We start from the raw sequence: 13,031 nt of genomic DNA, 5'->3' as shown, positions 1-13,031 counted from the left end.
ATATAGGTCGAACTATTCGGGTTTTAAGGGGCCATACATGATCAGACGGTTTGGTGAAACCCCTCAAGCTGGGCGAACATATACACGCCGGGTGGGTGTTTATGCATTGCTGCCCCGAGGTCGAAGCCTTTTACTGACCTGTCAGACAGAACCCGGGCCCGATCTGCAATTGCCCGGCGGCGGAATTGATCCGGGCGAATCACCCATCACAGCCCTGCACCGAGAAGTGTTCGAAGAAACCGGCTGGTTGATCGCGTCGCCCCGCCGCATCGGCGCTTTTCGTCGGTTCACTTATATGCCCGAATACGATTTGTGGGCCGAAAAGCTGTGCCATATCTATCGCGCGCGTCCCATCCAGCGCATGGGTCCACCGTCTGAGCCGTTCCATGAAGCCATATGGATGGACACCGCCGATGCGGTCCAATTGCTGGGCAATGACGGAGATCGCCACTTTGCCGCGCTGCATGAAAAGCGGCTTTAGTGACCGTTGTATTCAAAGAAAACAGCCGAAACATCATCATCCATACCCCGGCCAGGTGCCATCGCCTGTGTCAGCCGCCAGAACATATCGTCAAGGAACTCCGTTCCGTTTCGATCGGGCCCGCAATCCAGCGCCATCTGTCGTAAGCCATCCTCGTCCAGCAGGCCACCGTCGGCGAGACTGCATTCTGTGAACCCATCGGAATAAAGCAGTAGCCGGTCGCCGGGTTGCATGTAGGATTCGGTCCGCTGAAAGGTGACGTCCGGCAGCAATCCGATAGGCAACCCGCCCTCGCCCAGAAATTCAGTTCTGCCGTCCTGACATAGCAACAGCGGATGAGGGTGCCCGGCCTGCACCATTTTCACATGCCCATTGCGCAGGTCTACGATGGCATAGACCATTGTGAAATACTCTTCGATTCCCGTATCCGCCATCAGCCGCGAGTTCAGGGTTTCGGCAACTTCTTCCGGCGGCAGCAGAGCATAAAACTTGTCGAAACGCCGCGCCATCGCCACGTTCTGATCAAAATGATTGCTGGACAGATAGCCCCCCAAACGCGCGGTCATCATCGCAGATGTGATGCCGTGCCCGGACACATCGATACTGTAAAACCCAAGCCTGTTCACACCCGGAGAGAACATCCCCACCAGATCGCCGCCGATATGGCCGCAGGGTTTCAGCAACATGCTGACTCGGGACTTACCGAATTCGCGCGTCAATTCGGGCACTAGCGATTCCTGTATCTTGCGTGCCTGGATCAGATCCTTGTCGATCGCGTCATGGGCGACGCGCAGCTCCTCAAGCGCGGATTCGATCATCTGATTTTTCTTGGACAATTCGCGCTGCATATCCAAAATACGCGCACCAGCTGATATACGCGCGCGCAGCTCATCTGCCTCAAGCGGTTTGATCAGAAAATCATCCGCGCCGGCATCCAGACCGCGCGCCACCTCTTGCTTTTCGCTTTTGGACGTCAGCAGGATGAAATAGCTATACTGCCTGTTGTCCAAGGCGCGGAACGCCTTGCAGAAATCCAGCCCGCTCATCCCCGGCATTACCCAATCGCTGAGGACAAGATCCGGCGGGTCCGTTGCGCACATTTCAATCGCAACATCACCACTATCGGCCTCAAGCACGTCAAATCCCCATTTCTTGAGCGATGCGACCAGAATACGACGCTGCAGGCGGCTGTCATCGACGACAAGCACCTTTTGGATCACACCAAAATCCAGATCTGATCCACTGTCTGCCTGACTGAACCTTGTCACCTTAACCCTCTGCCCAGCGGCTCTTATCAGAATAGGAAGACCCTATCGCGCCGCAGTTTAACAATGGGTGAAAGCCGAAGTTCATTCCGCTTAACCTGCTCTTTACCGGTTCTGCGGTACCAAATCCCCTGGCAGATAAAGCGAGGATGGCATGATCAACTGCTCCAGGGTCCGGCAACTAAGGGACGAGGTTGGCGCCAGCGAATTTGAAGAGGTGGTGAACATCTTTCTTGATGAGGTGAACGAAGCCCTTACCCGGCTTCGGAACGACACCGCCCGCACAGAGTTTGAACAAAACCTGCATTTCGTAAAAGGCAGCGCACTGAGCCTTGGGTTCGAAGCTTTGGCCAAGCTGTGTCAGGATGGGGAACGACAATCGGCGCAAGGGAACAGCCAGGTGGTCGACCTTGCCAATATCCTCAGTGTATTCGAACGCTCTGCCAGTGAATTCAAGACTGGGTTGGGCGATCTTTAACGCCCAAGGCCATTTTCGGAACATTCAGGCGCAAGATTTTCAGGGCAAACCCGTCCAAAGAAGGGGATTTCTTGAAGCTGAACTCCAATCCTCAATCCTGAGTGAAATACCCAACGCCCATCTTTTTCAGGATCCGCAGCGCGCCCTGTCGGCACAACTCCACGCCGTCCTTCATACCGCAGTCCTCTGCATGTGTGTCCTAGTTGGCGCGAACCGTGGCGTTCATTCGTGCGCGCGACTGTTCATTTTCTGCCGGGTATTAATACTTTGATCAGTGTCGAACAAAGAAAGAAACCCAGCTGAAGGTTTTCAAATAATGCATGTCAGTTCCGGTTAGGGTTTCTGCGGTAACCCTAGGCTAGCAGCGATAGTTTTTGCCGCCGCCAGAAAACTGTACTCCTGCACAACATAGTGCGCGAAGTCTGCGCGCTTGCGGCGTTTCGCAGCCGATTCCGTTTTTGCCTGTGTGATTAAGTCCGCCAGCGGTAAATCATCATCAAACATATAAATAAATTCCTCGAACCCATCAGGCAGGCCTTTTATTCTATCTGAAATCAGCGGGACTGCGCAGGCAAGCACATCGAAGACCCGGTTGGAAATCAGACCATTCTCACGCATCGGGGGGCGGTGATCGTTCAGGACGACGCCCGCAGATCGATATAGTTGACCCAACTGGAGGTTCGGAACGCTTGCAGCACGAAGGCGATCCGAGGTTAATTTCCTGTCCCACCTGTCTCCGTAGACTTCGACAGGCAATGCCTCGGTTAATGCTTTTTGAATGACCGGCCGAACTTCCCATCTTCGGTAATTGTTTCCGACAAACAGCGTAGGACCACCATAGTCACGCTCGCCCGGGTAGAAAATGCGATGATCCGTTGCCTGAAAAAGAACGGAATCCTGAGGGCGAGTTTTGATTCCCTCGAAAAAGAGACGCGATGCAAAGAAGTTGGCTGTATGATTGTCGGCCTCTTTTGAAACCTCGCCCTGAATCATCTCGCTGATTAGCCAACTGGCAGAGCCCTGTTTTGCTTCATACGGATACTTCAACTTACCGCGAATCAAAACGGCCGCTTCGTCGGCGTCAGATTTTGATGACCACTCGTTGTGGTCATCTACCCGCGCAGGAAGACCAATGTCGGAAAATGCGTCAGCAAGGCTGTGTGCATATATTTTTTCCCCCCAACTGTGCTGCTTGCCTTCTTGATAGGGTGATTTTACAGCAATCAGGACTGGGTCAGTTCTGCGCGATGTAGAGGATCTTTTTTTTTTGCCGGGGCAGATTTGACGGCACGCATGAAAGAACGCTCAAGCTGTGTGAAACGATCATATTCGTCATTCGTCAGCGTCAAACCAATGCCTTCCAAAACCATTCTTGCGGTGCCAAAAATTCTTGCTTGATTGTATGAAATCTTGGGCGATCCATGCATCATGACCTGCCTGACACCGCGCGCGATCACCCACCCCAATGGAATGTCTTGTTCTGCCCGCCATTCGACATCAATTTGCTTTAGCCCGCTGGGGGTTCTGATGAAATTGAATGGTGTAGCGTCGACATAAGAACCGTCGATGGTCCAGTCTTCACTTGAGTTGCTGTCCGCTGCTTGCGTGCACTGGGCTTTCAGATGCTCTGCCCAAGGCACAAAACTCTGCCAAAGACGGACGGGACGTGGGGTTCGGTGCATCTGGCGGATAATCTGGCCACCCTCACTGACGCCTGAAACGTATGGCGCGGAAGAGGTGTCGTGACAAATGGTGTAGGGGCCGACGTCAATTCTCCTGTCCGGCTCTGAGATTGCTGTCGTTTTTTGAACGGATATCTGACCTCTGCGGGGCACAAATGCGGTCTCGCAGGTAAATGCCAGGTGCCGTTTTCCGATGTTATGCGTGAACGCAAGTTTCGTGGCGTGTTTGAATTTCCGAGAGCTTGCAACGATCAGAAACGAGTTGGCGAACTCACCAAGAAGCCCGGCCTTGTTCAGAGTAGAGATGGCAAGACCGTCTGTGAATGCTGGCTCCCACTTTCGGCTGTAGTCGCGTGAGCGGGTGCCCAGAAGCAGATCAGAGGAATTGAAGCCAGGAGCAATAAGGCCGGCCTCGGTAAGCAAAGTCTCACAAACTTTGTAATCTGGAAAAGCGTATTGGAATTCTTGATGTTCAAAACCTTTGTCAGACAGTAGGTTCGCTATTTCCCGCTTACTGAATGTTTCAGCTGAGCCCCCATCATACAAATCGTGGATTCCGTAGTAAGGGCTTCCCACGTGATCTTCTGACGCCCCGTTCCAGTACTTCAAACCAAGCTTGTTCTCGATCGCGATGACCATTTTACCGCCGGGCTTTAGGTGCCGCTTGGCCACTTCCAAATAAGAACCGAACGGGTCATTCTGGTCACCAAACAACGGCGCATACTCCAGCACGCCAATAAAGAGGACCCAATCGAATTTTTTGTCGGACTGAAACTTGGTGAAATTGTCGACATAAAACTCGGCGTTCGGCAGGTCTTCGCATCGTTTTGATGCGGTTCGTGCACGCGAGACCGTTCCTTCGACGGATGTTAGATCCACGCCCTGCTCTGCCAGATACCTGGAAATGGCACCACAACCGCAACCTAGTTCCAGTACCGACTGGTTTTTCTTGAAGTCCAAGCCTTTCAGAACAAAGTGGCGCTTGGCCGAGAAATGGTATTCGGAAGCCCAATCCGTGATCAATGCGTCGATCTCGGATGAATTTACGGATCGGTCCTTACAGCTTGATACACCATTAAAGAGTCTATCCTCCTTCGCGACACCATCCGAATAGAGGATGTCTGCGGAATCGTTGCGAACCCAAATGTTGTGTTCGGCATCTTGTACGTATGTCATTTTGATCAAGCTATCTGAGGGTGTTGGTGGCTGCACACTATCCGGCAACCGGAGTTGTCTCTAGAGGGAATTTGGACAGAAGCGTTCCCATTCGGTTGACCTGCACCCACGCTGCCAAGCGAACGACGACACCACAATCCGGCCCGTGATCCAGCCGCCGTGGCGTTTGCGCCCGTCAGATCACGAACTGCGCCAGCGTTTCGTCTTCGGTAATGTCGGTATAGGTAAAGCCCGCATCATCAAGATGCGCGAACAGGCGCACAAAATTCTCAGGCTTTCGCGTTTCGATCCCGATCAGGACAGATCCGAAATTGCGGGCCGATTTTTTCATGTACTCAAAGCGGGCAATATCGTCCTCAGGACCTAGAATGCCCAGAAATTCCTTCAACGCGCCTGGACGTTGTGGCAGGCGGAGGATGAAGTATTTTTTGACGCCCGAATACCTCTGCGCCCGTTCCTTAACCTCGGGCAAGCGTTCGAAATCGAAATTGCCGCCCGAGGTGACGCACACCACGGTCTTACCACGAATGAAACTTTGCACGTCACCGACGGCTTCGACCGCCAGAGCACCCGCAGGTTCCAGTACGATGCCCTCGACGTTCAGCATTTCGATCATGGTGGTACAGATGCGATCTTCGGACAGCACGAGAACGTCAGACAGGTGGCGGGATTTCAACAGCTCAAATGGCTTTTCCCCAATCCGACCCACGGCCGCACCGTCGACAAACGTGTCCACGTGATCAAGAGCCACCGGATGACCCGCCGCCAATGCAGCACGCAGACAGGCGCCACCCGCCGGCTCCACAAATAGACAATGGGTGCGATCCCCGAACCACGTGGCCACGCCAGACGACATGCCACCACCACCCACTGGCAAGATGACATGATCGGGAACCTGTCCAAGCTGTTCCTCAATCTCAACCGCTAAGGAAGCCTGCCCTTCGATCACATCTTCATCGTCGAACGGCGACAGGAAATATCCACCTTGCTGGGCACACCAGTCCTGCGCCGCAGACAGAGTATCGTCAAAATAGTCTCCGGTCAGGTGGATCTCGATATTGTCGCCGCCGAAAATCCGGGTCTTCTGGATTTTCTGCTGCGGCGTCGTCACCGGCATAAAGATCACCCCCTTCACACCCAGATGCTTGCACATATAGGCTACACCCTGCGCGTGATTGCCCGCGCTGGCACAGACGAACAGGTCCTGCCCCTGCTGCTTGCGCATGGCATTGAATGCGCCACGGATCTTGTAGGACCGCACCGGACTTAGGTCTTCGCGCTTGAGCCAGATGTCCGCACCGTAGCGGTCGGACAGATGGGCATTCCGTTGCAGCGGCGTCGCTGGAAACACAGAGCGCATCGCCTGTTCGGCAGCGCGGGCGCGGGTCACGAAATCACACATGACCCGTTCAGTGGCCTATCCCGACCAAAAGGGCAAGGAATACATATGTGTACGGCTCACGAGAGCTGGCGTCTTTCGATAAAGACGCCGTAGATCGTGGTCAGGATGCTGACATTGATCAATGGGACAACCAGCATGCTGGCAAACAACACGATCAGGACGCCGACTACCGGAACAAAGAGCAACAGCGACGCCAGCAGTTGAAGCAACAACTGGAGGAGAATGGATAAAATGACCAGAAGCACAATTGCACCGTTGGCACCCGAAGTTGCCTGCCAAGCCTCAGAAAGTTTTAGTGGTTTTCCGATGGCTGCGCCGGGCAAAATAGGGGATGCCCGATAAAACCCGATGGTGAGAAAGATTACCAAAGCCACCCAGACCAAAATTCCCAACGCTGCTGAAGCTTGCGCCATCATACCCATGATCAGCACCGCCGGTATCATGATTACAAAAGCTATGAGGCAAAGCATGAGAAGACGCCCGAAATAGGCGAGAACTCGGTCGAACCGGAAAGGTGGAACCAACCCGGTCGGGTATTCTTCAAGCAGAACAAACCGGTGCCACGACACGACAATCCAGAGCATAACCCCAAAGATAACCACCACTAAACACAACAGAAACCCCGCGAAGGAAACCGCTGTTACGCCTTCAGGGAAGCCGTTCGTTTCACTGTCGAATTCTTCAAAAGGGATGCCGAACAGAAAAAACAATCCGATGACCAGAAGCCCGCCGATGAGCGCAGGCACAACTGAAATCTGCAGCGCTTGTTTAAGGTTCCTTAGAACCATCTTCACCGAATGCACCAAAATCTCTAGTCCCAACACAAAAACCGCCCTCTCAACCAATCCTTGTTCTCTATCCGACCGTTTCACCCCAATTCCGGGCCTGCGTCAATCCACACAGCTTGCCCCCGCGTCCAAAACCCGCTAGGGGCCAGTCGTTCTACGCATAAAGGGAAGTCAGATGTCCGCGCCCAAGAAAGTTGTTCTGGCCTATTCCGGTGGCCTTGATACCTCGATCATTCTGAAATGGCTGCAGACCGAGTATGGCTGTGAGGTTGTGACCTTCACCGCCGATCTGGGTCAAGGTGAGGAACTGGAACCCGCCCGCCAAAAGGCCGAGCTGCTGGGGATCAAGCCCGAAAACATCTATATCGAAGACATTCGCGAAGAGTTTGTCCGCGACTTTGTCTTCCCGATGTTCCGCGCCAATGCGCAATACGAAGGTCTTTACCTGCTGGGCACCTCAATCGCGCGTCCGCTAATCTCGAAACGTCTGGTTGAGATTGCCGAGGCAACCGGTGCCGATGCCGTCGCCCACGGCGCGACAGGCAAGGGCAACGATCAGGTGCGCTTTGAACTGGCGGCCTATGCGCTGAACCCCGACATCAAGGTGATCGCGCCTTGGCGTGAGTGGGATCTGACCAGCCGGACCAAACTGCTGGAGTTTGCCGAGGCGAACCAGATCCCGATTGCAAAGGACAAACGTGGCGAGGCGCCCTTCTCGGTCGATGCCAACCTGCTGCACACCTCGTCCGAAGGTAAGGTTCTGGAAGACCCCGCCGATATGGCGCCCGATTACGTCTATCAGCGCACCGTCCACCCCGAGGATGCGCCGAATGAACCCGAATTCATCGAGATCGGCTTTGAAAAAGGCGACGCGGTCAGCATAAATGGCGAGGCGATGAGCCCCGCGACCATCCTGACCAAGCTGAACGAATACGGCGGCAAGCACGGCATTGGGCGTCTTGACCTGGTCGAAGGCCGGTTTGTGGGCATGAAGTCGCGTGGCATCTACGAAACGCCCGGCGGCACCGTCCTGCTGGAAGCACATCGTGGTATCGAATCCATCACCATGGACCGTGGCGCAATGCACCTGAAGGACCAGTTGATGCCGCAATATGCGGAGCTGATCTATAATGGCTTCTGGTACTCGCCTGAGCGTGAGATGTTGCAGGCTGCAATCGACAAGTCGCAGGAACACGTCACCGGCACCGTCCGCGTGAAACTTTACAAAGGTTTGGCTTCAACCGTTGGTCGCTGGTCGGATCACTCGCTTTACTCCGAGGAACACGTGACCTTTGAAGACGATGCCGGGGCATACGATCAGAAAGACGCAGCCGGATTTATCCAGTTGAACGCGTTGCGTCTGAAACTGCTGGCCTCGCGCGAGAAGCGTCTGTCCAAGTAATTTTTGCCATCGCTGCAACGACGAACCCGGTGCCCGAAAGGATGCCGGGTTTTTCTTTGTCTTCGCTGACAAGTCAGTTCCAGTAGCGTCACCCTTGCCTGCTTTGCCTGTTTGTCTTTACGCAAAGGTCAACAGGAAAGGGTACACCATGCTTCAGGACATCGCTGACGGAATTCAAAAAGGCCTGAATGGCAAGTCATTTGACGGCTCTCTTAAGTTCGATTGCGGTGATGACGGGGTGATCGTGCTGATCGACAATCAAGCGACGACGCAAGATCAGGATGCAGACTGTACAATACGAATTTCACAGGAAAATCTGGCCAAACTGCTGACCGGCAAGCTGAACCCGATGACCGGTGTGGCATTGGGCAAGCTCAAGATCTCGGGCAATATGGGTGTGGCGATGAAACTTGGACAGTTGCTGGGGTAAGCGCCGATAAACTCGTCTCACCAGCGCGTGACAAACCATGTCAGCGGATTGCAACCGTAGAAAAGTCGGGGCAGCCTGATCTCAGAAGGAGATCTGCCATGACCCGGACCGCATACCTCTGTTTCGTTAAACCGTCGCTTCTGTTTGTCCTGATCACACTGGCTGCGATGTTGCGCGCCCTGCCCGCACCAGCTGCCGGCACCGAAACCCTGACCGTCGCCGGAGGGTGTTTTTGGTGTGTTGAATCCGATTTTGAATCGGTTCCCGGCGTGATTGGCGCCGTATCCGGCTTTACCGGCGGCAAGACAGCCAATCCGACTTATGACCAAGTAACCAAAGGCGGTACTGGCCATTACGAGGCTGTTCAGATCACCTTCGACCCTGCGCGGGTTTCCCGTGAAACGTTGCTGAGCATGTTTTTCCGTTCCGTTGATCCAACCGACGCAGGCGGCCAGTTCTGTGATCGCGGCAACAGCTATCGCACTGCTGTTTTTGTCTCTAACACAGGCGAAAAGGCATTGGCGCAGAGAGCCAAAGCCAATGCGCAGCAAGCGTTGGGTCAAACCGTAGTCACGCCCATCTTGAACGCGGGCGCCTTTTACCCAGCCGAAGCCTACCATCAGGATTACTACAAGGGCGACAAGCTGGTGTTCACCCGCTTTGGTCCGAAACGCCAGAAAAACGCATACAAAGCCTACCGCAAAGCCTGCGGTCGGGACGCCCGGGTCAAACAGCTGTGGGGCGGCAACGCGCCATTCGCCGGATCCTAACCGAACCGGGCCTCAAGCACCTCTTTGAGGTCGGGAATAACATCAGCCGTACCGTGCCGCGTGACCATCAGGGCCGCGGCACGATTTGCTTGTGCAATCGCCTGCGGCATCGGCAACCCGCGGTCCATTCCGGCCAGAACGTAACCGGTGAAGGTATCCCCTGCGCCGGTCGTGTCCACGGCTTTCACCTTGTGTGCCGAAATCTCAAGCACGTCGCCATCTTTGGGTAGATAGCGCGCGCCCTTGGACCCCAACGTGACCAGAACATGCTTGACGGGCAATTCAGCGACGGATTGCCCCGTACTTTCACGCAGCTGTTCTGCTTCGACCTCATTCAGGATCAGGAAGCCCAGATAGGGCAGCACCGCCTGTACGGCATCAGCCTGAAACGGCGCTGCGGCATAGCAGACGGTCAGTCCCAGATCACGGCCCATGCGGGCGGCCTCGACCTGGGCGTTGGTTTCGTTCTGCATGACCAGCAGATCGCCGGGAACAGCCTGCGATAACGCCTGTGCTAGCTGATCCTGCTCGATGGCGTGGTTCGCGCCGGGATACAGAATGATCTGGTTCTCACCCTGCTCGTCCACCGCAATGATCGCGTGACCTGTGGGCACCTCAGCCTCGGCGATGAACCGGGTGTCGACGCCGTATTCAGTCATACGGTCCCGCGCCCAGCGCCCGTCAGATCCCACGCCGCCGATATGCGCCACACGCGATCCGGCACGCGCTGCTGCAACGGACATGTTAGCCCCTTTGCCGCCCAGAAACCGCTCCAAGTTCGAAGCGGCCAGGGTTTCACCGGCTGTGGGCAGATGCGGCAGGGCATAGACCATGTCCGCATTAATTGAGCCAAGGTTCCAGATCGTCATGGCTTATCCAATATCGCACGAGGCCAGAATGGCCATGTTCAGAATGTCATTTGCTGTCGAGCCAGTCGAACAGATCTGAATCGGCTTATCGACACCAGTCAGGATCGGGCCAATGACGTTCGCGCCGCCCATCTCTTGCATCAGCTTGGTCGAGATTGAGGCCGAATGCCGTGCGGGTACAATCAAGATGTTGGCCGGGCCCGTAAGACGCGAGAAGGGATAAGCCTCTTGCTGTTCCACGTTCAGCGCCACATCCACGGTCATCTCGCCATCATATTCGAAATCGACGCCGCGCTTATCCAGAATCTCGGGCGCTACGTGCATTTTCTCAGCCCGCTCAGATACCGGATAGCCGAAGGTGGAAAAGCTGACAAAGGCAACGCGTGGGTCCAGCCCCAAATGCCGCGCGACCGAGGCCGAGCGTTCGGCGATATTGGCCAGATCATGCTCATCCGGCCATTCATGGACCAGCGTGTCACCAATCAAAACGATCTTACCCTTGTGCAACAGCGCCGTTACACCAACGGCCCCATGTTCGGCATCAGCGTCAAACACATGATTGATGCGTTCCAGCACATGTGCCGATTTCCGCGTTGCACCGGTGACCATGCCATCGGCGTGGCCATGCGCCAGCATCAAGCAAGAGAACACATGGCGATCCCGCGCGGCCAGACGATGGATATCCTTGCGATCAAAGCCACTGCGCTGCAGACGCTTGTAAAGGAAATCCTTATAGGCTTCGAGATGCGTGGTTGTGGAGGCGTTAATCACCTCCAACTCGCGCACCGCGTCCTCCAGACCGGCGGCTTCCAGCTTTTCCTTCACATCGTCTGGACGACCAACAACCAGCGCCTTGCCAAAGCCCGATCGCTGATACATCACCGCCGCGCGCAAGACGCGTGGATCATCGCCTTCGGCAAAGATCATCCGGCTTTGCGCCTGACGTGCACGGGCGTTCAGGCCACGCAGGATGCTGGCGGTCGGGTCCATGCGGGATTTCAGGCTCAGCTCATAGGCGTCCATATCAATGATCGGGCGGCGGGCTGCCCCAGTGTCCATCCCGGCCCTTGCCACGGCAGGTGGAATACGGTGGATCAGGCGCGGGTCAAACGGCGTCGGAATAATGTAGTCCCGGCCAAAGGTCAGAGATTTGCCATAGGCCATGGCAACCTCATCCGGCACATCCTCGCGCGCCAGATTGGCCAGTGCATGGGCGCAAGCGATCTTCATCTCGTCATTGATAGCGCGGGCGTGAATGTCCAGCGCGCCGCGAAACAGGTAAGGGAAACCCAGAACGTTGTTCACCTGGTTCGGGTAATCGCTGCGCCCGGTGGCGACGATGGCATCAACACGAACCTCATGCGCCTCTTCTGGCGTAATCTCCGGGTCCGGGTTCGCCATGGCGAAAATCACCGGGTTGTCTGCCATGCTGGCAACCATATCCTGCGTCACTGCCCCTTTGACCGACACACCAAGGAATACGTCCGCGCCCTTCATCGCCTCTTCCAATGTGCGCAACTCGGTGGTGATCGCGTGGGCCGATTTCCACTGGTTCATGCCCTCGGTTCGGCCTTGGTAGATCACGCCCTTGGTGTCGCAGACGATGCAGTTTTCGTGTTTTGCGCCCATCGACTTGAGAAGCTCGATACAGGCGATACCCGCCGCACCCGCGCCGTTCAGCACGATTTTCACGTCTTCGATCTTTTTGCCCGAGATACGCAGCGCGTTCAGCAGACCCGCCGCACAGATCACCGCCGTGCCGTGTTGGTCGTCGTGGAAGACGGGGATGTCCATCTCTTCCTTCAGGCGCTGTTCGATGATGAAACACTCGGGCGCCTTGATGTCTTCCAGGTTGATACCGCCAAAGGTCGGTCCCATCAGACGCACGGCGCGGCAGAATTCGTCCGGGTCTTCGGTATCCAGTTCGATATCGATCGAGTTCACATCGGCGAACCGTTTGAACAGGACTGATTTCCCCTCCATCACCGGCTTCGAACCCAGCGCGCCAAGATTTCCAAGGCCCAGAACCGCCGTGCCGTTCGAGATCACCGCAACCAGATTGCCCTTGTTGGTGTAGTCGTAAGCAGTCTCTGGGTTTTCGGCGATAGCTTCACATGGAACAGCGACACCGGGGCTATAAGCCAGCGACAGATCGCGTTGCGTCGTCATGGGAACGGTGGCCTGAACCTCCCACTTGCCGGGTGTCGGGTCGAGGTGAAAGGCCAGCGCCTCTTCTTTGGTGATCTTCGCTTTGGGCATGTGATGGGTCGTTTCTTTACATCTGCGGG

Annotated in this window: 12 protein-coding genes; 5 read left to right on the top strand and 7 right to left on the bottom strand. The window is 55.5% G+C overall.

The features are described from left to right. Positions 1-37 precede the first annotated feature (37 nt). Positions 38-481, top strand: coding sequence for an NUDIX hydrolase (locus AC2FFP_RS07285; protein WP_496777004.1), 444 nt, complete (start codon positions 38-40; stop codon positions 479-481). Here the strand turns inward: AC2FFP_RS07285 and AC2FFP_RS07280 are convergent. Next, positions 478-1,749 (bottom strand): PP2C family protein-serine/threonine phosphatase, encoded by a 1,272-nt coding sequence (locus tag AC2FFP_RS07280; RefSeq protein ID WP_496880858.1) that lies wholly within the window; start codon positions 1,747-1,749, stop codon positions 478-480. The two genes, AC2FFP_RS07285 and AC2FFP_RS07280, sit on opposite strands and share 4 nt — an antisense overlap. A gap of 151 nt (positions 1,750-1,900) precedes the next feature. On the opposite strand from AC2FFP_RS07280, the gene AC2FFP_RS07275 reads away from it, so the two are divergent. Next, entirely contained in the window at positions 1,901-2,224 is a 324-nt protein-coding gene (locus AC2FFP_RS07275) for an Hpt domain-containing protein (RefSeq protein WP_496765989.1), read from the top strand. Positions 2,225-2,557: 333 nt separating this feature from the next. Here AC2FFP_RS07275 and AC2FFP_RS07270 read toward each other — a convergent pair whose 3' ends face one another. From AC2FFP_RS07270 to AC2FFP_RS07255, 4 genes are all read right to left on the bottom strand, one after another. Then, positions 2,558-3,286: a glycosyltransferase family protein gene (locus AC2FFP_RS07270; RefSeq protein ID WP_496765994.1), complete on the bottom strand. Its 729-nt coding sequence runs from the start codon at positions 3,284-3,286 to the stop codon at positions 2,558-2,560. 161 nt (positions 3,287-3,447) lie between these two features. Next, a complete protein-coding gene (locus AC2FFP_RS07265) occupies positions 3,448-5,082 on the bottom strand; it encodes an SAM-dependent methyltransferase (protein ID WP_496880857.1) in 1,635 nt (544 codons plus the stop codon). A gap of 175 nt (positions 5,083-5,257) precedes the next feature. Continuing rightward, the gene (gene ilvA / locus AC2FFP_RS07260) at positions 5,258-6,484 is read right to left on the bottom strand and encodes a threonine ammonia-lyase IlvA (protein WP_496765997.1); all 1,227 of its coding nucleotides are present in this window, start codon (positions 6,482-6,484) and stop codon (positions 5,258-5,260) included. A 56-nt stretch (positions 6,485-6,540) separates the two neighbouring features. Next, on the bottom strand, positions 6,541-7,356 hold the full coding sequence (locus tag AC2FFP_RS07255; protein ID WP_496880856.1) for a hypothetical protein: 816 nt from the start codon (positions 7,354-7,356) through the stop codon (positions 6,541-6,543). A gap of 91 nt (positions 7,357-7,447) precedes the next feature. Here AC2FFP_RS07255 and AC2FFP_RS07250 point away from each other — a divergent pair, with 91 nt between their 5' ends. The 3 genes from AC2FFP_RS07250 (at position 7,448) to msrA (ending at position 9,874) form a co-directional block, all read left to right on the top strand. Beyond that, positions 7,448-8,674 (top strand): argininosuccinate synthase, encoded by a 1,227-nt coding sequence (locus AC2FFP_RS07250; protein ID WP_496726272.1) that lies wholly within the window; start codon positions 7,448-7,450, stop codon positions 8,672-8,674. Between the two features lie 148 nt (positions 8,675-8,822). Continuing rightward, positions 8,823-9,104, top strand: coding sequence for an SCP2 sterol-binding domain-containing protein (locus AC2FFP_RS07245; RefSeq protein ID WP_496739263.1), 282 nt, complete (start codon positions 8,823-8,825; stop codon positions 9,102-9,104). 98 nt (positions 9,105-9,202) lie between these two features. Beyond that, positions 9,203-9,874: a peptide-methionine (S)-S-oxide reductase MsrA gene (gene msrA / locus AC2FFP_RS07240; RefSeq protein ID WP_496766002.1), complete on the top strand. Its 672-nt coding sequence runs from the start codon at positions 9,203-9,205 to the stop codon at positions 9,872-9,874. Here msrA and AC2FFP_RS07235 read toward each other — a convergent pair. Then, positions 9,871-10,743: a ribokinase gene (locus AC2FFP_RS07235; RefSeq protein WP_496766004.1), complete on the bottom strand. Its 873-nt coding sequence runs from the start codon at positions 10,741-10,743 to the stop codon at positions 9,871-9,873. The genes msrA and AC2FFP_RS07235 overlap by 4 nt on opposite strands. A gap of 3 nt (positions 10,744-10,746) precedes the next feature. After that, complete coding sequence (locus AC2FFP_RS07230; protein ID WP_472722505.1) at positions 10,747-13,002, bottom strand: NADP-dependent malic enzyme; 2,256 nt, start codon at positions 13,000-13,002, stop codon at positions 10,747-10,749. Positions 13,003-13,031 lie beyond the last annotated feature (29 nt).

The organism is Ruegeria sp. YTSC004, from assembly GCF_059609805.1.
Note: the sequence above shows the minus strand (reverse complement) of the source record. Positions and strands in the feature narration are given on the sequence as shown.

Excerpts from the sequence above, each read along its gene's own strand:
- AC2FFP_RS07285 (WP_496777004.1), top strand. The coding sequence starts at position 38 with ATGATCAGACGGTTTGGTGAAACCCCTCAAGCTGGGCGAACATATACA.
- AC2FFP_RS07275 (WP_496765989.1), top strand. The coding sequence starts at position 1,901 with ATGATCAACTGCTCCAGGGTCCGGCAACTAAGGGACGAGGTTGGCGCC.
- AC2FFP_RS07265 (WP_496880857.1), bottom strand. The coding sequence starts at position 5,082 with ATGACATACGTACAAGATGCCGAACACAACATTTGGGTTCGCAACGAT.
- ilvA (WP_496765997.1), bottom strand. The coding sequence starts at position 6,484 with ATGTGTGATTTCGTGACCCGCGCCCGCGCTGCCGAACAGGCGATGCGC.
- AC2FFP_RS07250 (WP_496726272.1), top strand. The coding sequence starts at position 7,448 with ATGTCCGCGCCCAAGAAAGTTGTTCTGGCCTATTCCGGTGGCCTTGAT.
- AC2FFP_RS07245 (WP_496739263.1), top strand. The coding sequence starts at position 8,823 with ATGCTTCAGGACATCGCTGACGGAATTCAAAAAGGCCTGAATGGCAAG.
- msrA (WP_496766002.1), top strand. The coding sequence starts at position 9,203 with ATGACCCGGACCGCATACCTCTGTTTCGTTAAACCGTCGCTTCTGTTT.
- AC2FFP_RS07235 (WP_496766004.1), bottom strand. The coding sequence starts at position 10,743 with ATGACGATCTGGAACCTTGGCTCAATTAATGCGGACATGGTCTATGCC.
- AC2FFP_RS07230 (WP_472722505.1), bottom strand. The coding sequence starts at position 13,002 with ATGCCCAAAGCGAAGATCACCAAAGAAGAGGCGCTGGCCTTTCACCTC.